This window comes from Micromonospora sp. WMMA1947 (genome assembly GCF_027497355.1).
Lineage (GTDB): Bacteria > Actinomycetota > Actinomycetes > Mycobacteriales > Micromonosporaceae > Micromonospora.
The window spans coordinates 5,701,513-5,727,586 of sequence record NZ_CP114909.1 but is presented as its reverse complement, the minus strand read 5'-3'; the positions used below and the strand labels follow the sequence as shown (position 1 = coordinate 5,727,586).

The following is a 26,074-nucleotide window of genomic DNA, read 5'->3' as shown; positions in this document are numbered from 1 at the left end:
CCGCCGCGCCGAGCAGCCGGGTGGGGCCCGGTGAGCGCCCCGCCGGTTCCCGGTCTGGAGGCCGCGTTCGAGGTGGAGGTCCGGCTCGGCGTGCTGGAGGACCACGGGGTGACCCGCGCGGGCCACCGCCGCGTGGTGCCCGTTGTCGGCGGCCGGGTCACCGGCCTGTTAGAGGCCGACATCCTTCCCGGCGGTGCCGACTGGCAACTGGTTCGTCCCGACGGCGCGATCGAGATCGACACCCGCTACTCGGCCCGCACCGCAGACGGCGGTCACGTCTACCTCCGGACGTTCGGCGTCCGCAGCGGCCGCCCGGAGGTCCTCGAAGCCCTGCTGCGCGGCGACGCCGTCGACCCCGCCGAGTACTACTTCCGGCTGGGCGTACGACTGGAGACGTCGGTGCCCGCGTTGGCGGTCCTGGAGCAGAGCGTCTTCGTGGCGTCGGCGATCCGTGAGGCCGACCGGGTGCGCTACACCGCCTATCGCGTCACGTAGGTGTCCGCGGCCCCGGGCCTCAGGCCTGCACTCCCGCGTAGATCCACGGCACGATCAGCACGTACGCGAGGACGAGCGCGGCGACGGTGACCACCGGCGTGCCGACGAGCACCACCGTCGATGCCACCCGGACCCGGGTTCGCAGCACCTTGTGCATCTCGGGGGTGCGTGCCAGCACGAGCAGCGCGGTGACCCACGTGGCGAGGCCGACAGTGGCGACGATGCCGAGCCACGACAGCAACACCACGACGTTGGTCCCGAACCGATCGCCCGCGTCGCTGCCGTACTGCAGCAGGTAATCCCTGTTCCGCGCCCCGGTCACGACGGTGACGCCCGCGAACGCGGTGAGGGCGACGGACCACAGGGCGGCGAATCCGACGGCGGTGCCCCGCAGCCGGGTGCGGGTACGCTGCGCTGCCTCGTCGAGTACGGCCATGCACGGATGGTAGGCCACCGGTGGTTCACCGGATCGACGCGCGTTCCAGGGCGCGCTTGTCCGGCTTTCCGCTCGGCCCCACCGGCACCCGGTCGATCCACCGGATCGTCCGCGGGACCGACGCCTCTCCCAGCGCCTCGGCTACCAGGGCGCGCAGCCGTCCGGCATCCGGTGTGTGACCGGCGGCCGGCACCACGTACGCGTGCACCGCCTCTCCGGTCGCGTCGTCGGGACGGCCGACCACGTACGCCTCGGCGACTGTGGGATCGGCGGCGAGGACCCGCTCGATCGGGCCCGCGTACACCAGGTTGGCGTGCACGATGACGACGTCCCGGATCCGGCCGAGCAGGTGCAGGTAGCCGTCGCCGTCGAGCCGGGCCAGGTCCCGGGTGCGGACCCAGCCGCCGGCGAACACCTCGGCGCTCTCGTCCGGATCGTTCCAGTACGCGGCGGCCTGCGCCGGTGTGCGGACGAACAGCTCGCCCTCGGTGGCGGGACGGCCGTCGGCGTCCCGGATGGACAGCGCGGTCACCGGGGGAGGCCGGCCGACCGAGGCGAGCGCGGCCGGGGACGCCAGCATCTCGGCCGGCGTCACCATCGTGATCATGCCGGTCTCGGTCTGGCCGTAGCCGTGGAAGACCACCGGGCCGAGCACGTCGAGCGCCTCGGCGAGCCGGCCCGGCGCGAGCGGAGAGCCGGACACCAGCAGGGCCCGCAGGCTGCTCAGGTCGACCGGGTCGGCGCGCTGGTCCCGCACGAGCTGGTACAGCTTGCCCACGGTGATCACGCTCGCGGTGGCCCGGTGCCGGGTGATCATGCCGGGGAAACCCGGGGGCCGGGCCGCGACCAGGGTGCCGCCCGCGGCCAGGGTGAGGATGCCGTACTCCAGCATCACCTGGCTGCTCAGCGAACCGAAGACGAGATAACGCTGGAGCCGGGTGGCGAGGTCCGCGATGGCCGGCGGCCAGCGATCCGGGTACGGCGCCCAGGCGGCGCTCATCGCCGCGTACGTCTGCGCGCAGCCCTTCGGGCTGCCGGTGCTGCCGCTGGTCCAGATGATCCGGGCCACGTCGTCCGGGCGTCCGGCGGCGATGAGCGGGCCTCCGTCGTCGGGCGTTCGTGCCAGTTCGGCGACCCGGGCGTCGTCGACCGACAGCGTGTTCTCGCCGAGCTGCCAGCCGCGGTGGGCCGGGCTCAGGTCGGGGCGGATCCCGGAGACCCGGGCGCCGACGGCGAACGCCGCGATGATCGTCGCGAACGCCTCAGCGGTGACACCGAGCCGCAGGGCCACCCCGACGCCGGGGCCGGCCCCGGCGGCGCGGAGCCCGGCGGCGACGCGCCGGACCAGCCGGTACATCTGGGCCGTGGTGATGGTCCGTTCGCCCTCCTCGAACACCGGCCGGTCGTCGCCGGCGGCGAGCAGGTCCAGCACGGGCTGCGGCCAGACCTCAGCCGGCATCGGAGAGGACGCCCTTGACGAAGAGCACGAGCGGCTGGTGGTGCACGTCCGGCAGATTCCAGTGGTTCTCCAGGTTCTCCGCGAGGTGGTGCGCCGCGACGACCCGGCCGCCGCGGTGGACCCGGACGACCGGGTGCAGGTAGCTGGCGTCGTGCGCGTGTGCGGCGTCGTTCTCGGCGATCCGCGGCACCGTGATGTCGAACGGGTCGACCTGGTCGTGGTCCGGCCCGTACTCCAGGGTGACCACGAACGCGAACAGCTCCGCACCCAGGCCGCCGTCGTGCACGTACGCGACGGGCACCTCCTCGTGGTAGCGCGCGGTGTCACCGGAGACGACGACCACGTCGCCGAGGACGGCGAACTGCTGCCACAGCGCCGACGTCCGGTTGATCCGCTCGATGATCGCGTCGGCGATCGCCTCCGGGGTGACCTCCAGCGACCGGGCCGGCCACGGCGTGCCGTGGTGGCGGGCGTCGAGGATCCGGTGCAGGGCGCGCACGCCGTACCGGAAGCCGTGGATGAACCCGTTCGTCGAGCGCTTGAAGTCGCGCTGCTGGGTGAGCGTGCCGGCGAAGTAGAGGCCTGGCACGTTCACCGACTCGTACGCCGAGGTCTGCTCGGGGAAGCGGTCGTTGATGACGAGCCGGGGCCGGGCGGACGGGTCGAAGATGGTGGCGTCGAACCGGAAGCCGGTGCAGAGGATGACCCGGTCGTAGTCGATCTGCCGGATCGCCTCGACGGTGCGGGCGTAGCGGAAGTCGATCCGGAAGCCGCCGTCGTCGCGCCGGGCGATCCGCTCCACGGTGCCGTCGAGGACCGCGTTCTGCGACTTGAGCTGGTACGTGTCGAGGAAGTTGTTGTTCACCGCGCGCAGGTGCCCGACGTAGTGCGACTGCCACGCCAGCTTGATCGAGTGCGGGCCGGCGACGTGGATGACAGCTGCCGTCTCGACGAGCGCGTCAGCGGTCTCGAAGGCGGAGTTGCCCTTGCCGATGATGAGGACACGCTGGTCGGTGAAGTCGTCCGGGTCGACGCTGACGGTGTCGTACCGCTCGGCGAACTCGGCGCCCTCGATCGGCGGCACGTACAGCTGGGACACGCCGGTGGCGACGACCACCCGGCGGGCGGTGAGGGTGTCGTCTCCGGCGTGGACGGTGAACAGGTCACCGTCGCGCGCGACCCGGGAGACCCGGGTGTCGTACCTGATCCGCAGGCCGCGGGCGGCGTCGGCGAGGTAGCGCACCAGGTCCGCGGCGTCCGGGAAGTAGCGCCGGCTGTAGTTCTTGAACAGCAGCGCCGGATCGTCCGTGAGCAGCGAGTTCCAGTCCGCGCGCAGGTTGAACTCCGGATCGTCGGAGCCGGTCCAGACCTTGTTGATCGAGATGAGCTTCCGGTGCCGGGGATAGGTGGCGAAGAACGTGCCCGGCGACGGGCCGGCCTCCAGGACCAGATAGTCGCGGCCGTCGCGATCGAGCAGGTGAGCGAGCTGCAGCCCGGCCGGTCCGGCTCCGATGATCAGATAGTCGAGCGTCATGCGCCGCAACGTAGCGACTCGATCTCAGAGCGTTCTGAGAATTCGTCTCTAGGGTGCGATCGCATGACGACAGAGGTGGACCTCGATGTCCCACTGCGGATCGCCGATCTGCGCGCCGCCCGTGACCCGGTCAAAGTCGTGATCGGACCGCGGGTCCGGGACCGGGTCACGGCCGCCCGCACCTTCCTGTCCGCGGTGCTCGGTGACGACCGCGCGGTGTACGGCGCCACCACCGGCTTCGGCGCCCTGGTCGGGTACGCGGGCCGCGCCGACCTGCGCGACCAGGCCGACAACACGCTCGCCCACCTCGGCGCGGGGCAGGGCGCGGACCTCGGTCCGGAGGTGGTACGCGCGACCCTGCTGCTGCGGGCCGGGTCGCTGGCCCGCGGCGCGTCGGGAGTCTCCCCGCACGTGATCGACGCCCTCGCGGCGATGCTCGCGACCACGTTCGTCCCCGCGATGCCCCGGCTGGGTTCGGTCGGTGCCAGTGGTGACCTGATCCCGCTGGGCGCGGCCGCCCAGGCGTTACGGGGCCGCGGCCACGCCTATCTGGACGGGACGCGGATGCCGGCCGGCGAGGCGTTGAAGCTGGCCGGCCTGGAACCGCTGCCGTTGGACGGCCGGGACGCCCTCGCCCTGGTCAACGGGACGTCGCTGACCACCGCGGCGACAGCGCTGGCGCTGGACGCGGTCCGTGCCGCGCACCGGGCGGTCCAGGTGCTCACCTGCCTGCTCGCCGACCTGCTCGGCAGCGGTACGCAGTTCCTCGACGCCCGGCTGCTGGGCGCGTACGGCCATCCGGGCGCGATCGACGTGGGCGCGCGGATGCGACGGGTCAGCGACGGCCTCGTCGCTTCCGGCGCGCGCCCGCTGCAGGAGCCGTACAGCATCCGGTGCACGCCCCAACTGCTCGGCGCGGCCGAGGACGCCCTGCGCTACGTCGACGCCGTCGTCGCGGCCGACCTCGCGAGCGTCACCGACAACCCGCTGTTCTTTCCCGACGACGACCTCGTGGTGCACGGCGGTAACTTCTTCGGCCAGCCGGCCGCGTTCGCCGCCGACGTGCTGTCGATGGTCGTGGCGCAGGTCGGCAACCTCGCCGAACGGCAACTCGACCTGCTCGTCGACCCGAACCGCAACGGCGGCCTGCCGCCGATGCTGGCCGCCGGCCCGGGACAGCAGCACGGGCTCCAGGGGGTGCAGCTGGCGGCGACCGCGCTGATCACCGAGATCCGGCGGGACACCATGCCCGCGAGCATGCAGAGCGTGCCGACCAACCTGCACAACCAGGACGTCGTCCCGCTCGGCACCCAGGCCGCGCTGCGGGCCCTGGACCAGGCCCGGCTGCTGCACCTCGTCGTCGGGTCGCTCGCGCTGGGGCTGCGCCAGGCCGCGTACGCGGGCGCGCGTACGCCGACCGCCTCCGGCTGCGCCGAGGCGCTGGCGGCGCTGGCGGCGGTCGTACCGCCGGTCGACCCGGACCGGCCGCTGGACGGTGACGTGCGGCGCGCGGCCGACGTGATCGCGGATTTCTCCGTTTCTCTTTCCTGAGGGTGGACGCACATGACGCTTGACTACCTGATCGTCGGGGCCGGACCGGCGGGCCTGCAACTCGCGGCTCTGCTGGAGGCCGACGGCAGACGCGACTATCTGGTCCTGGAACAGGCGGACATCCCGGGGGCGTTCTTCGCCACCTTTCCCCGCCACCGGCAACTGATCTCCATCAACAAGCCGCACACCGGCTCGGACGACCCGGAGCTGAACCTGCGGCTGGACTGGAACTCGCTGCTCAGCGACGACCCGGCGCTGCGATTCACCGGCTACACCGAGCGGTACTTCCCCGACGCCGACGTGATGGTCCGCTACCTGGCGGACTTCGCCGCGAAGACGGGGGTACGGGTCCGGTACGGCTGCCGCGTGACGTCGGTCGGCAAGGTCGACGGGGTGTTCGAGGTCCGGGCGGGGGAGGAGGTCTTCCGGGCGCGCCGGCTGATCGTCGCCACCGGCGTCTCCCGGCCGTACCGGCCGGAGATCCCCGGGCTGGAACTGGCCGAGCAGTACGCGGAGATGTCCGTCGACCCGCGCGACTACCTCGACCAGAAGGTGCTGATCATCGGCAAGGGGAACTCCGCGTTCGAGACCGCGGACAGCCTGATGGAGACCACCACGCTGATCCACGTCGCCGGCCCGAGTTCGGTGCGGATGGCCTGGCGCACCCACTACGTGGGGCACCTGCGCGCGGTGAACAACAACTTCCTGGACACCTACCAGCTGAAGTCGGCGAACGCGATCCTCGACGGCGACGTCAAGCGCATCGAGCGCGACGGCACCGGATACAAGGTGACGTTCTCGTTCTCCCGCGCCGACGAGGTGGTCAAGGAGCTGTGGTACGACCGGGTGCTCGCCTGCACCGGGTTCGCCTTCGACGCGTCCGTCTTCGACGACACCTGCCGTCCGGCGCTCGCGATCAGGGACCGCTTTCCGGCGCAGACCCCGGAGTGGGAGTCGGTGAACGTCCCCGGCCTCTACTTCGCCGGCACGATCAGCCAGGAACGGGACTTCAAGCGTTCGACCAGCGGCTTCATCCACGGCTTCCGGTACGCCGTACGGGCGCTGCACCGGATCCTGGAACGGCGGTACGGCGACACGCCGTGGCCGGCGGAGAAGCTGGACGCCACCGGCGAGTCGATCGCCGGCGCCGTCGTCGCGCGGGTCAACCGCACCTCCGCCCTGTGGCAGCAGTTCGGCTTCCTCGGCGACGTGGTCACGGTGGCCGGGTCCGACGCGCGTTACCACGAGGAGGTGCCGGTCGAGTACTTCACCCGCACCGGCCTGCGTACCCCGGACCACGACTACACGGACGCCTTCGTCGTCACCCTCGAGTACGGCCCCGACCACGACCGGGTGGACCCGTTCGACATCACCGTCAGCCGGGTCGCCCAGGACGTACCCGGCCAGGCCCACGACGCCGCCTACCTGCATCCGGTCGTCCGCCACCACCGGGCGGGCCAGGTCGTCGCCACCCACCACCTGGCGGAGAACCTGGAGAACCGATGGGACCGGCCGGAGACGCACGTGGCACCGCTGGTCGCGTTCGTCGACCGCTGCCTGAGCCGAGTAGAGAGCTGAGATGCGCCCGTCGGAGGGCACGGCGCTGGACGGCCCGGCGCTGAACCTGGCCGAGCTGGCAGCCGACGCGCGGGGCCGCCTGGACCCGGTGTACTGGGACTTCTACTCCGGTGGAGCGGGCGAGGAACGCACGGTACGCGCCAACGAGGCCGCCTTCACCCGGCGCTACGTGGTGCCCCGCGTCCTGCGCGGCGCGGGCCACCGCGACCTGCGGATCTCGCTGCTCGGCACGCGGATCTCGATGCCGGTGCTGATCGCGCCGACCGCGTTCCACCGGCTGGCCCACCCGGAGGGCGAGGTGGCCACCGCACGCGCCGCCACCGAGGCGGGCACGATCATGGTGGTCAGCATGGCGGCCACCCGGCGGGTCGAGGAGATCGCCGCCGAAGGCGGGCCGCTCTGGTTCCAGCTCTACCCGCAGGCGGACCTCGACTTCACCGCGTCGGTCGTGCGGCGGGCGGAGATGGCCGGCTGCACCGCCCTGGTCGTCACCGTCGACTCGCCCGTGTTCGGGCGGCGGGAACGCGATCTGCGGCACGGTTTCGCCGACCTGCCGCCCGGCCTGGTCTGCGAGAACATGCGCGACGCGAGCGGCCGGGTGCGGGACATCGGGATGGACGCCGGGCTGGACTGGGACCGGATCGCCTGGCTGCGCGAGGTCACCACGCTGCCGATCCTGCTGAAGGGGGTGTTGCATCCGGCGGACGCGGCGCTCGCCGTCTCGTACGGCGTCGACGGTCTGCTGGTCTCCAACCACGGAGGCCGGCAGCTCGACGGGGCGCTGGCCACCCTGGACGCGTTGCCCGCCGTGGTGGAGGCGGTGGGCGGGCGGCTGCCGGTGCTGCTGGACGGCGGCGTCCGCCGGGGGACCGACGTCCTGGTGGCGCTGGCGCTCGGGGCGACGGCGGTGCTCGTCGGCCGTCCGGTGCTGTGGGGCCTCGCGGTGGGCGGCGCCGCCGGAGTACGCCACGTGCTGGACCTGCTGCGCGCCGACCTCGACCGGGCGCTGGCGCTGGCCGGTGTCACCGGGCCGGCCGACCTGGGCGGGGACCTGGTCGCCACGGTGGCGTACGGATGAGCGTCCTGATCGTCCTGGCGGGGGTCGGCGTGGCGTGGACCCTGCCGTACTGGCTGCCCCGCACGGTGGTCCGGCTGCGGGAGTGGGTGTTCGTCACCGTCAACGGCGTCGAGGGCGTACCGGTGCCCGGCCCCACGGTCGGCATGGAGCACTTCGAGCGGGTGTACGCCGATCCGGCGGCGGACGGGCGCAGCCGGGGAGCCGGGCTGTCCGACCTGTTCTGGTACTGGCTGGCGCCCGGACCGCACATGCACCAGGAGCACCTGGAGCCGGGCGAGCGCTACCGGACCGTCGCCGCGACGACCCGGCGGGTGCTCGCGGTACGCCGCCGGCGCTGCGACGACCTCGCGACCGCCGCCACCCGGCGGGCGCTCGACCGGCTGCCGGCCGACCGGACCACCCACGTCCGGCTGCGCGACCTGATGATGCCGGTCTGGGCCGAGGTCTACTACGAACTCGTCTTCGGCGAGACGTGCCCGGCGGACGCGCGGGCGCTGATCGTCGCCAACGCCGAGGACGTGGTGAACGGGCTGAAGTGCACCGGCCTGCGGCACATGCGGCGGCGCGAGCGGCTGACCGCGTATCTGCACGACCGGATCGAGGCGGGGACCTGCCCGGTGACGCTGCCGCCGCCGTTCACCACACAGGAGACGGCCTGGTATCTCCAGGGCGCCTTCTTCAACACCGCCATCGTGCAGATGTCCGAGGCGATGGCGCACGTGCTGCTCGCCCTCGCCACCCGTCCCGACCTGCAGCGGGGACTCGACGACGACGAGGCGCTGGACCGGGTGGTCGACGAGACGCTGCGGGTGCATCCGCTCTTCGGCGTCGCGCACCGGATCACGTCGGCGCCGATCACGCTGCCCACCGGCGTGTCCCTGCCCACCGGGACGGTACTGCTCTTCAACTACCTGGCGTTCCACCGCGGCGGAGCCGCCGCCGACGACCGGTTCGACCCGGACCGGTGGTTGACGCTCAAGCGCGGCGACGCGCACTTCATCCCGTACGGCGTCACCGCCAACCGGGCCTGCCCGGCCCGCGGCGTGGCGCCGGTGATGATGCGCGCCGCGACCCGTGAGGTGCTGCGCCGGTACCTCCTGACCTCGTCGGCCTCACACACCCGGTCCCTGCCGAGCCGGGGCCCGGCGTATCTGACACCGGCCGGGCTCACCGGCCCGGGGCGGCTGCGGCTGGCCGCGATGCGGTCGCGGGACCGGTGGGCCGACGTGGGCCGCAGCCTCCGGCAACTGGTGTTCGGCACCTGGATGGTGGTCGACGCCCGCCGGCAGCGGTTGTGCACCGACTACTTCGAGAGGGCTGTCCGATGACACCAACGGAGCTGGCACCACGCTTCTTCATCGCGGTCACGGTGATCCTGATCTTCTGCAAAGGGGTCGCCTGGCTGCTCGGCAAGGCGGGCCAGCCCGCCGTGGTCAGCGAGATGCTCGCCGGCGTCCTCCTCGGCCCGTCGCTGCTCGGGCTCCTCCTGCCGGACGTGCAGAACGCCCTGTTCCCGGCCCCCCTGCTTCCGATCCTCTACGTCGTGGGTCAGGTCGGCCTGGTGCTGTTCATGTTCCAGGCCGGGTACGCGTTCAGCGCCCACCGGGTCACCGGGCTGGCCGGCACCGCCGGAGTGGTCTCCCTCGCCGGGGTCACCGCGCCGCTCCTGCTGGGGGTGCTGCTGGTCCTGGTGACGGCGGGCGCCGTGCCGATCCGGGCCGAGGGGACGTCACTCGGGGTCTCGGCCGCGTTCGTCGGCGTCGCCCTGGCCATCACCGCGTTCCCGATGCTGGCCCGGATCATCACCGAGAAAGGGCACGCCGGCACCCGGCACGGCACCCTTTCCCTGGCCAGCGGCGCGATCGACGACGTGGTCGCCTGGATCATGCTGGCCGCCGTGCTGGCTGTCGCGTCCGGCCGGGCCGGTCCCGCGATCGTCACCGCGGGCGGAGCGGTCCTGTTCGGGCTGGTGCTCTGGTTCGGCGGACGTACGGCCGCTGCCACGCTGATGACCCACCGTGCCCTCAACGACCGCGCCCGGCTGCTCGGCACCGTCGCGCTGCTGTTCCTGGTCGCCTGGTACACCGACGAGATCGGGTTGTACGCGGTCTTCGGCGCGTTCGCGGTCGGCGTGGTGATGCCCCGCACCGACAACACGGACAAGGTGGTGGACACGCTCACCCCGGTCGCCGCGACGCTGTTCCTGCCGCTGTTCTTCACCTACTCGGGCTTGCGCACGGAGTTCGGCCTGCTCGGTTCGCCGCCGGTGCTGTTGTTCGCGCTGGCCTGCGTGACGGCGGCGATCGCCGGCAAGTTCGGTGCCTGCTGGGCGGCGGCCCGGCTCCGGGGCGAGCCGTCGGGCGTCGCGCTGCGGGTCGGCGCGCTGATGAACGCCCGCGGCCTGATGCAGCTCATCGCGCTGAACGTGGGGCTGGAGGCGGGCATCGTGAGCCCGGCCCTGTTCACCGTGCTGGTCCTCGTCGCACTGGTCACCACGCTGATGACGACACCGGCACTGAGCTGGATCGAGCGCCGGGAGGCCCGGCAGCCCGAAACCGTCCGCACACCCGCGCTCGCGGTTTCAGATAGTTGAAGAAGCAAATAACGATGGTCTCATCGATCCACATCTATGGGACCGTTAACATATGCGGGGCGGAAGATCGAACCGGCTGCTGCTGGTCGAGGACGACGCGGATCTGACCGAGATGCTCACCGAGACGCTCGGCCATGAAGGTTACCTGGTCGACCAGGCCTTCGACGGCCAGCGCGGGCTGCATCTCGGCCTGACCCGCTCGTACGACGTGATGGTCATCGACCGGATGCTGCCGGCGCTCGACGGCCTCGACCTGGTCGCCCGGCTGCGGGCCCGGGCGGTCCCGTCCCGGACCCTGATGCTGACCGCGCTCGGCACCGTCGACGACCGGATCGCCGGGCTGGACGCGGGCGCCGACGACTACCTGGTCAAGCCCTTCGACCTCGACGAGTTGAGCGCCCGGGTCCGGGCGCTGTGCCGGCGCCGGCCCGAGCCGACGGACGTGCTGCGCATCGGGGCCGGACTGCTCGACCTCGCGCCACGCGAGGCGGTGCTGGCCGACGGCACCCGGGTGGCGCTGTCGACCCGCGAGTTCGAGCTGCTCCGGGTGCTGGCGGCGCGGCCCAGCACCGTGCATCCGCGCGCGGTGCTGCGCCGCAAGGTCTTCGAGGAGGCCGCCGCCGCGTCGATAGTGGACACCTACGTCTACTACCTCCGGCGCAAGCTCGGCCGCGCGGTGGTACGCACCGTGCACGGGCTCGGCTACCGGCTCGGAACCCTCTGATGGAGGCGGCCGAGCAGGCGATCGTCAGACGGGCCCGGCTACGGATCGGCCTTCTCGTCGGCCTGACCATCGGTGGCCTGCTGCTGCTGGCCGGCGGCATCTCGTACGCGGTCCTGGTCCGCGGCCAGGAGGCGCAGATCCATCGGGAGCTGGCGTGGGGCACCGAACACGGGACGATCGCCGGCCCGCCCGCCTGCAGCTGGATCTTCCAGTACGACGGGACCACAGTGCGTACCGGCGCGAACCCGCCGCCACCGGGCTTCCCGATGCGCGACACACTGGACGCCGTGGCCACCACCCGGGCCACCGAGGTCACCACCGTCGCCCGCAACGGCACGACCTACCACGTACGCACCGAGGCGCGCGGCGACCACGTGGTCCAGGCGGTGTTCGACGCCCGGTTCCAGATGTCCGACCGCCGGCACCTCCTGCTCGCGTTCAGCCTCGCGGCGGCTGCCGGGCTGCTCGCCGCCGTACTGACCGGCGTGCTCGTCGGCCGCCGGGCCGTCGCACCACTCGCGGAGGCGCTGACCCGGCAGCGCCGCTTCGTCGCGGACGCCAGCCACGAACTGCGCACGCCGATCGCTCAGGTGCACACCCGGGCCCAACTGATCGCGCGGCGCGCGCGCCACGACGGCGCCTCCACGAACCTCGACGACCTGGAACGGCTGATCGGCACCACCCGCCGGCTCGGCGAGATCGTCGACGACCTGCTGCTCTCGGCCCGGCTCGCCGCCGCTCCCGCCGACCGGGAACCGGACCCGCCCGTCGACCTCACCACGCTGATCGGGACGACGGTCGCCGCCGAGAGCGACCGCGCCGCCGAACGGCAGGTCACCCTCACCCTGGACACACCCGGCGACCCGCTGCCGGTGCCGGGTGTCGAGTCGGCCCTGCGCCGGGTCGTCGGCGAACTGCTCGCGAACGCGCTTGCCCACACCCCCGCCGGAGGCCGGATCGACGTGACGCTCCGGGCCGACGGCGACGTCGCCGAGTTCGTGATCGCCGACACTGGGAAGGGTTTCGACCAGGCGGACGCCCGGCGGATCTTCGACCGGTTCCACAGGGGTGCGGGCGCCGGGGACCGACGCTTCGGCCTGGGACTGGCCCTGCTCCAGGAGGTCGTCACGAGCCACCACGGCACGATCGAGGCCGAGGGCAGCCCGGGGCGGGGAGCCCGCTTCACCGTACGTCTCCCGATGGGGCGATCGCCGAGCGTCCCGGGCAGGGCCGCGCGGATCAGGAACCTCCGGGTGTGGCAGCTCGGTGCCGGTACGTGAGCGCCGGACGGGACGAGATCGCCGCCGGCCCGGGCGATGCCTGGGCCGGCGGCGCAGGGTCAGATGCCGAGCGACCTCCGGGTGGCCCGCACCGTGTCGGACAGTTCCTCGTAGCAGTCGAATCCCCGCTCGATGCAGTCCATGTCGACCCCGCATTCGCGCTGTCGCGCGCGCAGCAGTGACTCGTCCGCCACGTACACCGGAAAGGTCAGGAAATCGACGTCGGGAACCCGTTCCCGGAGCATGCCGACCTCGTCCGGCCCGTCGTCCCGCAGCAGAAGCCAGCCGTTGAGGTCGTCGTGGACGACCGCGCCGGCGGCGATGCCCTTCGTCCAGCCGGTGAAGAGCGCGGCGAGACTGGTGGCGGCACGAGCCGAACCCCAGACGTCGGGGGTGAACTCGTAACGCCAGATCTCGCCCTCGTGGTCGCCGGCGAGCACGAACGTGTAGACCAGATCCTCGAAGTTGAACAACCGCACCTGGTGCCGCCACGGGAACGGCGTGCCGATCGAGATGGCCAGGCTGTCGAGTTCCTCGCCCCCGTCGGCCGGCCACGGCATGATCCAACCGCCGTTGGGGAGCAGCCGCCGGGGCGGCCAGTTCTGTGACTGGAACCAGGTCAGCTGCTCCGCGACGTGGTCCACGCCGAAGATGCGGTAGACCGAGCCGGGCGGCTGCCCGGCGGGCGCCTCGGCGTGCTCGGGCCAGTCGAGGCCGGCCGCGGTCGCCGCCGCACGGTACTCCGCGACGGCGTCACGCAGTACGCGCATGTCGTCGAGCATCAGGGAGCCGCCGCCGGCTTGGGGCTCATGCACATGCTGGCCCCGCCCTCACTGACCCGGAACCCGAAGCTCGGCCCGTTCGCCGCGACCCACGGCTTCACCGGCAGCACGATGAACCGCTCTCCGTCGGCGACCTCGCACTTGCGGAAGAACGCCGACATCTCGGTGCCCTGCGGGCTCGACTCCGACGGTGGAACCGGCTTCAGGGAAGCGCGCTCGCCCGACAGGTTCACCGCCTGGTTGGTCACCCAGAACGGGAACTCGTCGCACACGGTTCCCGGCGCGCGCCCGGTGCACTCGTTCGGCGTGAAATGGGTGTTGAACCACCGGCGTGGATAGCCGGCGTCGATGGCGGCCCGACCGCCCTGGCTGCGAGCCGGGTAGAACCACTGGGCCCGCGTCGGTGGCTGCGGATATCCACCGTCACCCATCGCCGTCACGATGTGGGTCCCGGTCTCCTTCATGGGCCGGAGGTCGTAGGACACGCCACCGGGGACGTAGACGGCGAAGCCGTTGTCGCAGCCGGCCGTACCCTGGGTGCCACGCTGGGCGGTGCACGCCGCATCGATGATCCGCTTGAGCCGGCCGTCCTCGGCGTTGGTCCAGGCGAAGGGAATGCCGTCCCGGTCGGCCACCAGCTTCGTCGTCTTGATCACCTCCGCGTAGATCTTCAAGCTGTTGTACCACTCGCCCTCGTCCGCGCCCCAGTTCTCGAACGTGTCGAAGTCGGTGTCGTGCCGGATCGGGTACTCGAGGATGCCGTGGATGCCGATCTGACCGGGGAAGAGGATCTCGAGCAGCGCCCAGAGCGCGAGTCCGACGCCGATGCCCGAGAGAGCGACGACGACCCAGGAGGTGCCGACGGCGGCAGCGGGCGCGACCGCGACGAGCCGGACGGCCTGCGCCGCAGGGGCCAGCACGAGCGTGCACGTGGTGGTGTTCTGGGCGCACCAGGTGATCGGCATCGTCGCGTTGCCCGGGTCGAACAGCGTCGAGACGCGACCGGGGGCCGGGGCCACCGAGGAGATCACCGGACCACGGCCGGGCGGCGCCGCCGAGAAGAGAAGCTGGGTGAGGCTGTCCGCGCACTTGACGAGCTTCTCCCCGGACGGCGGTAGGAAGGCGTCCAGGCAGCTGTCGTTCGAGACGGTGTAGCAGCCCGGGAACAGCTCCGTGCTGCCGGCCGGCACCGTGACACTGGTACGCGAGTCCGCAGCGAGGTAGAAGTCTCCGCCGCTCCCGGCGCACTGAGAGCCTTCGCTTGCCGCCTGCTGGGTGGCGGCGGGAGACACCTCGTCCGTATTGATCATGGTGGTGAAGTCGGCGGAGAGCTCACGGGCCACCGTGCGGTCGGCGCGTAGCGCCTCGACCCGGAACGTGTACGGCGTGTACTCCTCCAGGGGGCCGATCGGAAGGACGATGCTGTTCTCCGCCGTGCACGGGTTCGCCGGATTGCCGTCGGCGTCCTGGCAGAAGTGGGTCAGCGAGAACTCGTCGTACAACTGGCCGTCGAGGTAGGCGCGGTAGCTGCTCTCGGTGGCGGGGTCGGGCTGCCAGGTTGCTGTGGCGGCACCCTGCTCCGGGTCGAGGACCAGGTCGGCATCGGGATCCGGTGGTGGCGGTGCGGCGGCCGTCGTGAAGGACGCCGTGGCGCGGGTCGGGGACTTGTTGCCGGCCAGGTCGACGGCGACCACGGACACCGTGTGGTCGGTGGACGGCGACAGCCCGGTGATGGAGTACGACCGGGTGCCGATGGTGGTCCGGTGCGGGGTCCCGCCGTCGACGGTGACCTCGTACCCGGCAAGGCCGTAGTTGTCAGTGGCCTCGCCCCAGGTCGCCTTGGCCGAGGTCGCCGTGATCGCGCCGACGGTCAGGCCCGGGACGGCGCTCGGCGGGAGCAGGTCCACCACGGTGACGGACCGCAGGATCCGGGCGTAGCGTCCGGGTTCGCGCTCGGCACGGGCGCACACCTCGTTCTCGCCCAGTTCCGCCGGGCGAAGACTGGCGGTCCACGACGCCGACCAGTTCGACACCCCGGCCGGCGGCGGCCCGAGGGTGATGTCGGTGGTGGTCAGCCGGCCGATCGAGACGTCGACCATGGTGGCGTTCTTGTGCAGGAAGCCGTTGAGAGCGATCTTCCCGTGCTCGTCGACCGCGACCTCGGTCCCGGTCGTCGGCCCTTCGAGCCGGATGGAGGCGTGGTTGACGTCCTCCGGCACCGACGGGTCCGCGCACGCGGGAAGTTGCTCGGCCGGAGTCGCCTCGGCAGCCGGCTGGCTCACCAGGCCGACGGGGAGGATGAGCGAGACGGCGAGTGCCGTAGCTCGTATGAATCTGCTGAAATGCCTGTCGTGCCCATGGTTGGCCATGCCTACCCCCGTGTGAATGACGCCAATCAATGGTTGGGCGGACATTAGCAAGGCACGGTCCATCGTGGTGCCCCCTCGTCGCCCGGTCGCACCAGGTGACGTGGCCGGAGCGGGGGTCGCTAATCGGTTGCCCGTCCGGTGAGGGCTGCCTAGATTGCCGCTCATGCACGACATCGACGGGCGTGCCGGATGAGCAGCCGTCTCCGCGAGATCGCCCGGCAGACGGTCGCGATCGCGGAAGCCGGACGTTATCGCAACGATGCCGGTGACGACGTCGAGATCGGAGCGGCGGTACGCGCCGCGGTCGCCGGCACCCGCGAGCACCTGCCCGACGACGTCCTCCAGCTCGACGGCGCGCGGCCGGGCGCCGGTGCCGTGGAGGTGACGTACGAGTCGACGTTGCAGGCCGCCCGCCGGCTCGGACCCGGCGCGGCGTGTCTGGTGTTTGCGTCGGCGAAGAACCCGGGTGGCGGGTTCCTGGGCGGCGCCACGGCGCAGGAGGAGAGCATCGCCCGCTCGTCGGCGCTGTACCCGTGTCTGCTCGCCGCCCCGGATTTCTACGCCTTCCACAGAGGGCAGCGGGACCTGCGCTACAGCGACCGGGTCGTCTGGTCCCCGGGCGTGCCGGTGTTCCGCGACGACAAGGGCAACCTGCTCGACCGGCCGTACACGACGTCCTTCCTGACCGCGGCGGCGCCGAACCTGAACGCGATAGTGCGCAACCAGCCGGAGCACGCCGCGGACGTGCCGGCGGTGCTGGGCCGGCGGGCCCGGCGGGTGCTGGAGGTGGCGGCCGCGCACGGGCATCGGACACTGGTGCTGGGCGCGTGGGGGTGCGGGGTGTTCCGCAACGACCCGGCAGTGGTGGCCGGAGCGTTCGCCGACGCGCTCCGGGTGGTCGACCGGTTCGACCTCGTGGTGTTCGCCGTTCGCGACGGGCTGCCGGGGGCACCGGTGTACCGCACCTTCGCGGAGCGTTTTCGGTAGGTTCGTCACATGAGTGAGGACACGCTCCGGTCGGTGGAGATCGAGCGCACCAGCGTGGGCAGGTACGTCGTGCGCAACGCCCGGGGCGGCGAGCTGTCGATGGGTACGGGGGAGGACGCGACCTTCACGCCGGTGGAGTTGCTGCTGGCGGCGCTCGGCGGCTGCACCGCAGTCGACGTCGACCTGGTGACCAGCCGTCGTGCCGAACCGGCCCGGTTCGCCGTCACGGTGAGCGGTGACAAGATCCGTGACCCGGAAGCCGGCAACCGGATGCAGAACCTCACCGTCACCTTCGCTGTGGAGTTTCCGGCAGGTGCGGACGGTGACCGGGCCCGCGAGGTCCTGCCCCGATCGCTGCGGCAGTCACACGACCGGCTCTGCACCGTGTCCCGCACGGTGGAGCTGGGCACCCCCGTCACCATGGTGGACGCGAGCGACCCGGGCCCGGCCGAGTCGCGGTGACCGAGGAAAGTCCGACGCCGCCCGACCCGATCGGCGGGGTCTGTTAACGCTAACCACACACCAGCGCGGCGCTCCGGCATGCGCGGCCGTTCGACCCAACAAGGCCATCCGGAGAGCTTCGCCCCCGCGCTCACCTTGACAGCCGTCTATGTTATCGAAAACATGACTGGTAACCCGGACGTAACGCCGCTGCCATGATCGCTCGCCCCGTCTCGTGATCCCGGGAGCGGAGGCGACCAAGCGCGGGAGGTTTCGGTGGCAGGGACCGCTCAGACGACGCGGACGGTTGCGGCGGTGTTCTCGGCGACAGTGGTGCTGGGCGCGGGAGTGCTGGCCGGGGTGCCGCCCGCGTCGGCGGCGACGGTGGACACGACCGCGTCGTACGTGGTCGTGAACCGGCACAGCGGCAAGGCGATGGACCTGTACGACTGGTCGACCGCGGAGAACGCGCCGGTGAACCAGTGGACGCGCAACGACCTCGCGGTGCAGCAGTGGCAGTTCGTGGACGCCGGTGGCGGGTTCTACAAGGTGCGGTCGCGGCACAGCGGGAAGGTGCTGGAGTTGCCGAGCGGCACCGACGGCACCCAGCTGGTGCAGTCCACCGACCGGTCGGCGGCCACCCAGCAGTTCCGGCTCCAGGACTCCGCAGGTGGGTTCGTGCGGTTCGTGAACCGGCAGTGGAACAAGGTCGTCGACGTGTGGGGCTGGTCGACAGCCGACGGTGGGCGGCTGGCCGGTTACTCGGACCTGGACGGCGCCAACCAGCAGTGGCAGCTGATCCGGCTGGGCGCCGGGACGCCCACCAGCCCGGCACCGACCACCCCGGCGCCGGCCTACCCGCAGCCCGGCCGGGTCACCGGCGACATCGGTGTCCACGACCCGACGGTGGTCAAACGGCCCGACGGCACGTACCTCGTCGCGCACACCGGTGACGACATCGCGCTGAAGACCTCCGCCGACCGGATCGCCTTCCGCAACGCGGGCACCGTCTTTCCCGGTGGCGCGCCGTGGACCACCACGTACACCGGGGGAGCGCGCAACCTCTGGGCACCCGACCTGTCGTACCGCAACGGGCGCTACCACCTGTACTACTCGGCCTCGACCTTCGGCTCCAACCGCTCGGCGATCTTCCTGGCCACCAGCACCACCGGAGCCGCCGGCAGCTGGACCCACGAAGGGCTGGTCGTCGAGTCGCGGACCACCGACGACTTCAACGCCATCGACCCGAACCTCACCGTCGACGACCAGGGCCGCTGGTGGCTCACCTTCGGCTCGTTCTGGTCCGGCATCAAGATGATCCCGATCGACCCGGTCACCGGACGCCGGCTCGGCACCGCCGTGTACGCGCTCGCGAACTACGGCCCCGGCATCGAGGCGCCCGTCCTGGTCAAGCGCGGCGCCTGGTACTACCTGTACGTCTCGTTCGACAGATGCTGCCAGGGCGCCGCCAGCACGTACCGGATCATGGTCGGTCGCTCGGCGAGCCCGACCGGGCCGTTCGTGGACCGCACCGGCCGGGACATGCTCGCCGGCGGCGGCACCCAGATCCTCGCCTCGCACGGCAGCGTGCACGGGCCCGGCCACCAGACGGTCCTCGCCGACACCGACGGCGACGTCCTCTTCTACCACTACTACGCCGACAACGGCGCGTCGCTGCTCGGCGTCAACCGCATCGGCTACGACGCCGCCGCCTGGCCCTACGTCTACTGACCCGGCACCCGGACCACCCCGCCGCCGACCGTCGACCTGGCCCACCTGGGAGGGCACATGCCGATTCGACACCTGCTCCGCACGGCCCACCGCCGACGGGCCGGCGCGGCGCCCGCCGACGCCCCCGCCCGCCGACGCCTGCGGCCGATGCTGGCCAGCGCCCTTGCGGCGCTCGCCGTGACCGCCGGCCTGCCGGTGGCCGGACCCGCGCAGGCAGCACCGGCGGTGAACTACACCAACCCGCTGGTGAACCAGCGCGCCGACCCGCACATCGTCAGGCACACCGACGGCTACTACTACATGACCGCGACGGTGCCGGAGTACGACCGGATCGTGCTGCGGCGGGCCACCACGCTCCAAGGGCTGGCCTCCGCCACGGAGACGACGATCTGGCGCCGGCACACCAGCGGGGAGATGGGCGCCCACATCTGGGCCCCGGAGATCCACTTCATCAATGGCAGGTGGTACGTCTATTTCGCCGCCGGACGCACGGACGACGTGTGGCGGATCCGGATGTACGTGCTGGAGAACGCGAGCGCCGACCCGCTGACCGGCTCGTGGACCGAACGCGGCCGGATCACCACGCCGTGGGACACGTTCAGCCTGGACGCCTCGACGTTCGTGGTGAACGGGGTGCGATACCTGACCTGGGCACAGCAGGAGCCCGGCATCTCCACCAACTCCAACGTCTACCTCGCCCGCATGGGCGCCAACCCGTGGCAGATCACCGGCACGGTGACCCGGCTGGTCGTCCCGGCGTACGACTGGGAGACCCGGGGTTACCGGGTGGCCGAGGGGCCGACGGTGATCCAGCGCAACGGCCGGGTCTTCCTCACCTACTCGGCGAGCGCCACCGACGCCAACTACTGCCTCGGCATGCTCACCGCGTCGGCCGGCGCGAACCTCCTCGACCCCGCCTCCTGGAGCAAGAGCCCGATACCGGTGTTCACCAGCAACGCCGCCACCGGCCAGTACGGCCCCGGGCACAACTCCTTCACCGTCTCCGAGGACGGGCAGAGCGACATCCTGGTCTACCACGACCGCAACTACCGGGACATCAGCGGCGACCCGCTCAACGACCCGAACCGGCGCACCCGGATCCAGAAGCTGTACTGGAACGCCGACGGCACCCCGAACTTCGGCATCCCCGTACCCGACGGGGTCACCCCGGTCCGGCTGCGCTCGCACGACCTGAGCACGAGCTACGTCCGGCACTACGACTACCGGGCCCGGGTCGAACCGAACGTCACCAACCTCGCCGACTCGCAGTTCCGCATCGTTCCCGGCCTCGCCGGCGGCGGATCGGTGTCCCTGGAGTCGACGAACTTCCCCGGCTACTACCTGCGGCACCGGGCCTTCGCCCTCTACGTCGAACGCGACGACGGCTCGGTCCTGTTCGACAACGACGCGAGCTTCCAGCGCCGTGCGGGCCTGGCCGCCGCCGAGGGGCTCTCCCTCGAATCGCAGAACTACAGCGGCCGGTACGTCCGCCACCGGGACGGACTGCTCCACCTCGAAACGGTGGGCACGAGTGCCGACCGGGCCGCGGCCACCTTCCACCTGGAGTAGGCGCCCCGACAACCGCTGCGCGGGACCCGGCGTACCCCTTTCTCGGAGGTCGAATGATGCTCAACCCCGTTGTGACGTCGCCGCCCGCACGCCGCCGGCGGGCCGGACTGGCGCTGGCGCTGGTGGCGGCGCTGGCCGCCGCGGTCGGCGTCGCCGTCGTGGCCGCGCCGCCGGCGCAGGCGGCCACCATCGACACCAGCGCCTGGTACGTGCTGGTCAACCGCAACAGCGGCAAGGTCCTCGACGTGCGGGACACCTCGACCGCCGACGGCGCGGCGATCCAGCAGTGGTCCCGCAACGACGGCGAGTGGCAGCAGTTCCAGTTCGTCTCCTCCGGCAGCGGTTACTACCGTCTGCGGGCCCGCCACAGCGGCAAGGTCGTCGACCTGTGGGAGTGGAACGTCGCGGACGGCGCGGAGTACCGGCAGTGGCCCGACCTCAACGGCACCAACCAGCAGTTCCAGGTCCTCGACTCGGACAGCGGCTACATCCGGCTGATCAACAGGCACTCCGGGAAGGCCCTGGAGGTCTGGGAGAGGTCGACCGCCGACGGCGCCCGAATCAGCCAGTACACCGATCTCAACGGCACTAACCAGCAGTGGCAGATGGTCCGGGTGGGCACCGGCGGCACGCCGACCACGCCGCCGCCGTCCACCGGATGCGGCAGCGGCTCCTACCAGGCCGAGGCCGTGCTGAACGGCGGCACCTGGACGGCCCGCAACGGATCGTCGACCGTGTACTCGGGCGGGGACATGCTCGCCGCGATGCAGGCAGCGGTGAACTCCCTGTCGGCGGGGCGGACCGCCAAGCAGCGGGTGGTGGTGCGCGGCTCCGGCTCGATGAGCGCGGGCTCGCGGCTGTCGCTGCCGTCGTACACGACGCTCGCGGTCTGCGGCACGATCAACGTGACCGGCTCGGGGTCGGGCGACTACGCGCCCGTCTACTCGCGGGGCACGACCGACGTCGAGGTGCAGAACCTGACCCTCACCGGTGCGCCGCTGTACGGGATCTTCATGCGCAACGTGAACAACCTGACGCTCGGGCAGATCGACATGCGGCTGTCCGGCGGTCTGGGGATCCGGATCGACAACCACGGCGGCGACCGGGCGGTCAAGGTGCGCAACGTGCGCATCGACACCGTGTACGTGTCGGGGACCGGCGCGCACGGCGTCGAGACGTACGGCGTGGACGGCCTGACCATCGGCACCGTCACCGCTCGCAACACCGGCTACTCCGGTCTGCTGCTCAACGACACGATCAACGCCACCGTGGGCACCGTGGACGCGCAGGGCGCCGGCACCGGGACCGGGTACGCGGCGTTCCGAATGGCCAACCGCAACGGCCGGATCGGCAGCTCGTACCCGACGAACATCCGAGTCGGCACCGTCATCGCGTCCGGTGGCGGCCGGGGGATCTTCTGCGTCTCGGAGTCCGGCGGCGCGGTCATCGACCGCGTGACGATCTCCAACACCGGCAACAACTCGATCCTCGTGGAGAACTGCTACAACGTCACGATCGCCGGGGTGTCCGGCACGGTGACCGGCGGCGGCGAGGTGCGCATCGCCTCCCGGACCGAGTTCCCGATCTCCTCCGGCATCCGCTTCCAGAACCTGACGGTCACCAACACGAACATCACCCAGAGTCCCTGCGGCGGCGCGAACAACACGATCAGCAACGTCACCCGGATCAACTCCACGCTGAACTGGTGTTGAGCGCCGCAGGCACCCCCCGCACCACCCACCCACCACCACCGTCCACCGGAGGAGTTCCCGTGACAACGGCTCTCACCACCCCCGAAAGGCGCCGGCGGCACCGCTGGCGGGCCCTGGTCGCCGCCGCCGGCGCCCTCGTCGTCGGCGGCGTCGGCGCGGTCGTCGCGTCGCCCTCGGCGCAGGCCGCCACCATCGACACCAACGCGTACTACGTGCTGGTCAACCGCAACAGCGGCAAGGTCCTCGACGTCCGGGACACCTCGACCGCCGACGGCGCGGTGATCCAGCAGTGGTCCCGCAACGACGGCGCCTGGCAGCAGTTCCGCTTCGTCAGCTCCGGCAGCGGCTACTACCGGCTGCAGAACCGCAACAGCGGCAAGGTCGTCGACCTGTGGGAATGGAACACCGCCGACGGCGCGGAGTTCCGGCAGTGGCCCGACCTCAACGCGACGAACCAGCAGTTCCAGGTCCTCGACTCCGAGGGCGGCCACGTCCGCCTGATCAACAGGCATTCCAACAAGGCGCTCGAGGTCTGGGAGTGGTCCACCGCCGACGGCGGCCGGATCTCCCAGTACGCCGACCTCAACGGGTGGAACCAGCAGTGGCAGCTCGTCCCGATCGGAGGCGGCAGTCCGGGGACGCCGCAGACCGGGCTGGTCGGCTGGGCCACCCAGAACGGTGGCACCACCGGCGGCGGCAACGCCGCCGTCACCACGGTTACCAGCGCGTCCGCCCTGTCCAGCGCGCTCGGGTCGTCCAGCGCCGCGGTCATCCGGGTCTCCGGCACGATCTCCTGCTCCGGCATGCTGCGGGTCCGCTCCAACAAGACGATCCTCGGCAACGCCGGCGCCACGATCTCCGGCTGCGGATTCACCGTCAACGGCGACCGCAACGTCATCGTCCGCAACCTGAACTTCCGCAACTGGAGCGACGACGCGATAAACGTCGAGCAGTCGGCCACCAACATCTGGATCGACCACAACAGCTTCACCAACGGGTACGACGGCGCTGTCGACATCAAGCGCGGCTCCGACTTCGTCACCGTGTCCTGGAACCGTGTCTACGGCCACGACAAGTCGATGCTGCTGGGCCACAGCGACGACAACGGCAGCCAGGACACCGGGCGCCTGCGGGTCACCTACCACCACAACTGGTTCGACGGCTCCAACCAGCGCCATCCACGGGTGCGCTTCGGCAACCCCGTCCACGTCTACAACAACCTCTACAGCAACGTCGGCGGCTACGGCGTGGCGTCGACGATGAACGCCGGGGTGCTCGTCGAGGGCAACTACTTCGAGAACACGGCCGACCCCTACCACCGTGGTGAGGGCTCGTCCGGTCCCGGTTCCCTGGTCGCCCGCAACAACTGCTTCGTCAACTCGGGGGCCGGGCAGACCGGCGGCAGCGTCGCCGGCATCCCGTACCCGTACACGCTGGAGACCGCCTGCAACGTGAAGGCAGTCGTGACCGCGGGCGCCGGGGCGGGCCGGATCAGCGTCTGACCCCCGCACCCCACCGCGTCACCGGCCGGGCCGGCTCCGGAATCGAACCCGGGGCCGGCCCGGACGGGCCTCCGGCCGCGAAATCGGTGGTGGCGGTCGCGGCGGACGGGCAAGGTGGAACCGCACACCGGCGGCGAGCGCCGCCGTCACGACGAGGACCAGGAGAGACAATGCGAGCAGCTTCCACGCTTCGGACCCTTGCCCGTCCTACCGTGGAGCTCCGCCTTGGCCCTGTTGAACCTCGGAATCGTCGCCCATGTTGACGCCGGAAAGACCAGCCTGACCGAACGCCTGCTCTACGAGGCGGGCGCGGTAGCCGAGCCGGGCAGCGTCGACGCCGGCACGACCCGGACCGACTCGATGGAGCTGGAACGCCGCCGTGGCATCACCATCCGGGCGGCCGTCACGTCGATCACCATCGGCGACCTGAGCATCAACCTGCTGGACACCCCCGGCCACCCCGACTTCATCGCGGAGGTCGAGCGGTCCCTCGCCGTGCTTGACGCCGCCGTGCTCGTGGTGTCCAGCGTGGAAGGCGTCCAGCCGCAGACCGTCGCCATCTGGCGGGCACTGCGCCGCATCGGCGTACCGACTGTGTTCTTCTTCAACAAGGTCGACCGTGGCGGCGCCGACGTCGACCGGGTGACCGCCCAGGTGCGGCAGCGGCTCGGGGCGCGGCCGGTCCCGCTCACCGCCGTTTCCGGCCAGGGCACACGCGAGGCCCGGGCGCGGGCCGTGGACCTGACCGCCGAGCCCGTGGTGGCGGAGGTGGCGGAGGTCGACGACGCGGTGGCGGCGCGCTGGCTGACCGACCGGCCGGTCCGGGTCCGCGACGTCCGGCGGGCGATCCGGCGCGCGGTGCGAGGCGCCGACCTGATCCCGGCCGTATGTGGTTCGGCGATCACCGGCACCGGGGTACGGCAGTTGTGCGACGTCCTGGCCGACCTGCTGCCGTACGGCGACGCGCCGGACGGCCCGCCGTCGGGCACCGTCTTCGCCGTCGACCGGGACGGGCACGGCCGGCGCGTCTGGCTGCGGTTGTGGTCCGGGCGCCTGCGGGTACGGGACCGGGTACGGCTCGACGGCGGCCGCCCCGAGCCGGTGACCGAGATCGCCGTCATCGAGCCCACCGGCGTGCAGGTGCGCCCGTCGGTCTCCGGCGGCCAGATCGCGGCGGTACGCGGGGTACCGGCCCGGATCGGCCAGCACATCGGCGACCCGCCCCGGCGGCACGGCTACCGGTTCCCGCCGCCGACCCGGCAGGCGGTCGTCGAACCGGTCGAACCGGAGCAGCGCCTGGCGATGTTCGCCGGGCTGGCCGAACTGGCCGACGAGGACCCGCTCGTGGACCTGCGCCTCGACGAGCAGCAGGCGGAGGCGGTGATCCGCCTGCACGGCGAGGTCCAGAAGGAGGTGCTGGCCGCCCTGATGGAGGACCGGTACGGCGTCCGGGTGCGGTTCTCCGGCACGCTCACCGCGTGCATCGAACGGGTCGCCGGCACCGGCACCGCGCAGGAGCGGGTCCGGGAGCGCGGCAACCCGTACCTGGCCGGGCTGGGGTTGCGCATCGAGGCCGCGCCGACCGGGCACGGCATCGAGTTCAGTCCCGGGATCGAGCCGGGACGCCTGCCGCCGGCCTTCGTCGCCGCCACCGAGGAGGGCGTACGGGCCGCGCTGCGGCAGGGCCGACACGGCTGGCCGGTCACCGACTGCACCGTCACCATGACGGCCTCCCGGTACTGGCCCCGGCAGAGCAGGCCGCACCAGAAGTTCGACAAGTCGATCTCGACGGTGGCGGCGGACTTCCGCAACCTCGCCCCGGTCGTGGTCGCCGCCGCGCTGCGGCAGGCCGGTACCCGGGTGTGCCAGCCGATCGAGCGGTTCGACGTCAACCTGCCCCGGCACGCGGTCGAGACGGTGCTGGCGCTGCTCGGCCGGCTCGGCGCGGTCGTCCACGACACCGCCGTCGTCGGCGGCTACCTGGAGGTGAGCGGCACCCTGCCGTCCGCCCGGGTGCCGAAGGTCGTCGCCGCCCTGCCCGACCTCACCGGTGGCGAGGCGGTTCTGACCACCACCTTCGACCACTACGCGCCGGTCACCGGCGAGGAACCGCCGACGCTGCCCCGGCGCGGGCCGGATCCGGACGACCGGGAGGCGTGGTTCCGGGCCGTACCCAGGTAGGTGCCGGCCGGGCGGCGACGGGCACGCTCCGGCGATAGGATCACCGCGCCCGCCGCCGCCCGCATCCGCTGG

20 protein-coding genes are annotated in these 26,074 nt (G+C 71.7%); 15 read left to right on the top strand and 5 right to left on the bottom strand.

Going from position 1 to position 26,074, the window contains the following annotated elements:
• Nucleotides 1–30: 30 nt before the first annotated feature.
• The gene (locus O7604_RS26955) at nucleotides 31–495 is read left to right on the top strand and encodes a DUF3237 family protein (RefSeq protein ID WP_281578191.1); all 465 of its coding nucleotides are present in this window, start codon (nucleotides 31–33) and stop codon (nucleotides 493–495) included.
• Nucleotides 496–514: 19 nt separating this feature from the next.
• Here the strand turns inward: O7604_RS26955 and O7604_RS26950 are convergent, their stop codons facing one another.
• Genes O7604_RS26950 through O7604_RS26940 form a run of 3 tightly spaced genes read right to left on the bottom strand, consistent with a single transcriptional unit; the run spans nucleotide 515 to nucleotide 3,924 of the window.
• Nucleotides 515–931 carry a hypothetical protein gene (locus O7604_RS26950; RefSeq protein WP_281578190.1) on the bottom strand — a complete coding sequence of 139 codons (417 nt, stop codon included), beginning with the start codon at nucleotides 929–931 and terminating at the stop codon, nucleotides 515–517.
• Nucleotides 932–956: 25 nt separating this feature from the next.
• Nucleotides 957–2,390: a fatty acid--CoA ligase family protein gene (locus O7604_RS26945; protein WP_281578189.1), complete on the bottom strand. Its 1,434-nt coding sequence runs from the start codon at nucleotides 2,388–2,390 to the stop codon at nucleotides 957–959.
• Nucleotides 2,380–3,924: an NAD(P)-binding domain-containing protein gene (locus O7604_RS26940; RefSeq protein WP_281578188.1), complete on the bottom strand. Its 1,545-nt coding sequence runs from the start codon at nucleotides 3,922–3,924 to the stop codon at nucleotides 2,380–2,382. Before O7604_RS26940 ends, O7604_RS26945 begins: the two co-directional genes overlap by 11 nt.
• Before the next feature lie 63 nt (nucleotides 3,925–3,987).
• On the opposite strand from O7604_RS26940, the gene O7604_RS26935 reads away from it, so the two are divergent.
• From O7604_RS26935 to O7604_RS26905, 7 genes are read left to right on the top strand one after another with little or no spacing between them, the layout of a single operon-like run.
• The gene (locus O7604_RS26935) at nucleotides 3,988–5,475 is read left to right on the top strand and encodes an aromatic amino acid ammonia-lyase (protein WP_281578187.1); all 1,488 of its coding nucleotides are present in this window, start codon (nucleotides 3,988–3,990) and stop codon (nucleotides 5,473–5,475) included.
• Nucleotides 5,476–5,487: 12 nt separating this feature from the next.
• Complete coding sequence (locus tag O7604_RS26930; protein WP_281578186.1) at nucleotides 5,488–7,053, top strand: NAD(P)-binding domain-containing protein; 1,566 nt, start codon at nucleotides 5,488–5,490, stop codon at nucleotides 7,051–7,053.
• A 1-nt stretch (nucleotide 7,054) separates the two neighbouring features.
• Nucleotides 7,055–8,131, top strand: coding sequence for an alpha-hydroxy acid oxidase (locus O7604_RS26925; protein WP_281578185.1), 1,077 nt, complete (start codon nucleotides 7,055–7,057; stop codon nucleotides 8,129–8,131).
• Entirely contained in the window at nucleotides 8,128–9,459 is a 1,332-nt protein-coding gene (locus O7604_RS26920; RefSeq protein WP_281578184.1) for a cytochrome P450, read from the top strand. The genes O7604_RS26925 and O7604_RS26920 overlap by 4 nt, the downstream gene beginning before the upstream one ends.
• Nucleotides 9,456–10,724 carry a cation:proton antiporter gene (locus O7604_RS26915; RefSeq protein WP_269706792.1) on the top strand — a complete coding sequence of 423 codons (1,269 nt, stop codon included), beginning with the start codon at nucleotides 9,456–9,458 and terminating at the stop codon, nucleotides 10,722–10,724. Before O7604_RS26920 ends, O7604_RS26915 begins: the two co-directional genes overlap by 4 nt.
• Before the next feature lie 52 nt (nucleotides 10,725–10,776).
• A complete protein-coding gene (locus O7604_RS26910; RefSeq protein ID WP_269706790.1) occupies nucleotides 10,777–11,448 on the top strand; it encodes a response regulator transcription factor in 672 nt (223 codons plus the stop codon).
• Nucleotides 11,448–12,728 (top strand): HAMP domain-containing sensor histidine kinase, encoded by a 1,281-nt coding sequence (locus O7604_RS26905; RefSeq protein ID WP_281578183.1) that lies wholly within the window; start codon nucleotides 11,448–11,450, stop codon nucleotides 12,726–12,728. The genes O7604_RS26910 and O7604_RS26905 overlap by 1 nt, the downstream gene beginning before the upstream one ends.
• Before the next feature lie 59 nt (nucleotides 12,729–12,787).
• On the opposite strand, the gene O7604_RS26900 is transcribed toward O7604_RS26905, so the two are convergent.
• Together O7604_RS26900 and O7604_RS26895 are read right to left on the bottom strand one after the other, a co-directional pair.
• Complete coding sequence (locus O7604_RS26900) at nucleotides 12,788–13,498, bottom strand: hypothetical protein (RefSeq protein ID WP_269706788.1); 711 nt, start codon at nucleotides 13,496–13,498, stop codon at nucleotides 12,788–12,790.
• Between the two features lie 11 nt (nucleotides 13,499–13,509).
• Entirely contained in the window at nucleotides 13,510–15,792 is a 2,283-nt protein-coding gene (locus tag O7604_RS26895; protein WP_281578182.1) for a NucA/NucB deoxyribonuclease domain-containing protein, read from the bottom strand.
• Nucleotides 15,793–16,068: 276 nt separating this feature from the next.
• Between O7604_RS26895 and O7604_RS26890 the strand changes: the two genes are divergently transcribed.
• The 7 genes from O7604_RS26890 (at nucleotide 16,069) to O7604_RS26860 (ending at nucleotide 26,002) form a co-directional block, all read left to right on the top strand.
• Nucleotides 16,069–16,866: a TIGR02452 family protein gene (locus O7604_RS26890; protein ID WP_281578181.1), complete on the top strand. Its 798-nt coding sequence runs from the start codon at nucleotides 16,069–16,071 to the stop codon at nucleotides 16,864–16,866.
• Nucleotides 16,867–16,875: 9 nt separating this feature from the next.
• Complete coding sequence (locus O7604_RS26885; RefSeq protein WP_281578180.1) at nucleotides 16,876–17,328, top strand: OsmC family protein; 453 nt, start codon at nucleotides 16,876–16,878, stop codon at nucleotides 17,326–17,328.
• Nucleotides 17,329–17,583: 255 nt separating this feature from the next.
• The gene (locus tag O7604_RS26880) at nucleotides 17,584–19,038 is read left to right on the top strand and encodes a family 43 glycosylhydrolase (RefSeq protein ID WP_281578179.1); all 1,455 of its coding nucleotides are present in this window, start codon (nucleotides 17,584–17,586) and stop codon (nucleotides 19,036–19,038) included.
• Between the two features lie 57 nt (nucleotides 19,039–19,095).
• Nucleotides 19,096–20,607, top strand: coding sequence for a family 43 glycosylhydrolase (locus O7604_RS26875; protein WP_281578178.1), 1,512 nt, complete (start codon nucleotides 19,096–19,098; stop codon nucleotides 20,605–20,607).
• A 56-nt stretch (nucleotides 20,608–20,663) separates the two neighbouring features.
• Nucleotides 20,664–22,319, top strand: coding sequence for an RICIN domain-containing protein (locus O7604_RS26870; RefSeq protein ID WP_281578177.1), 1,656 nt, complete (start codon nucleotides 20,664–20,666; stop codon nucleotides 22,317–22,319).
• Nucleotides 22,320–22,432: 113 nt separating this feature from the next.
• Nucleotides 22,433–23,821, top strand: coding sequence for an RICIN domain-containing protein (locus tag O7604_RS26865; RefSeq protein ID WP_281580011.1), 1,389 nt, complete (start codon nucleotides 22,433–22,435; stop codon nucleotides 23,819–23,821).
• A 225-nt stretch (nucleotides 23,822–24,046) separates the two neighbouring features.
• On the top strand, nucleotides 24,047–26,002 hold the full coding sequence (locus O7604_RS26860) for a TetM/TetW/TetO/TetS family tetracycline resistance ribosomal protection protein (protein WP_281578176.1): 1,956 nt from the start codon (nucleotides 24,047–24,049) through the stop codon (nucleotides 26,000–26,002).
• Nucleotides 26,003–26,074: the final 72 nt, after the last annotated feature.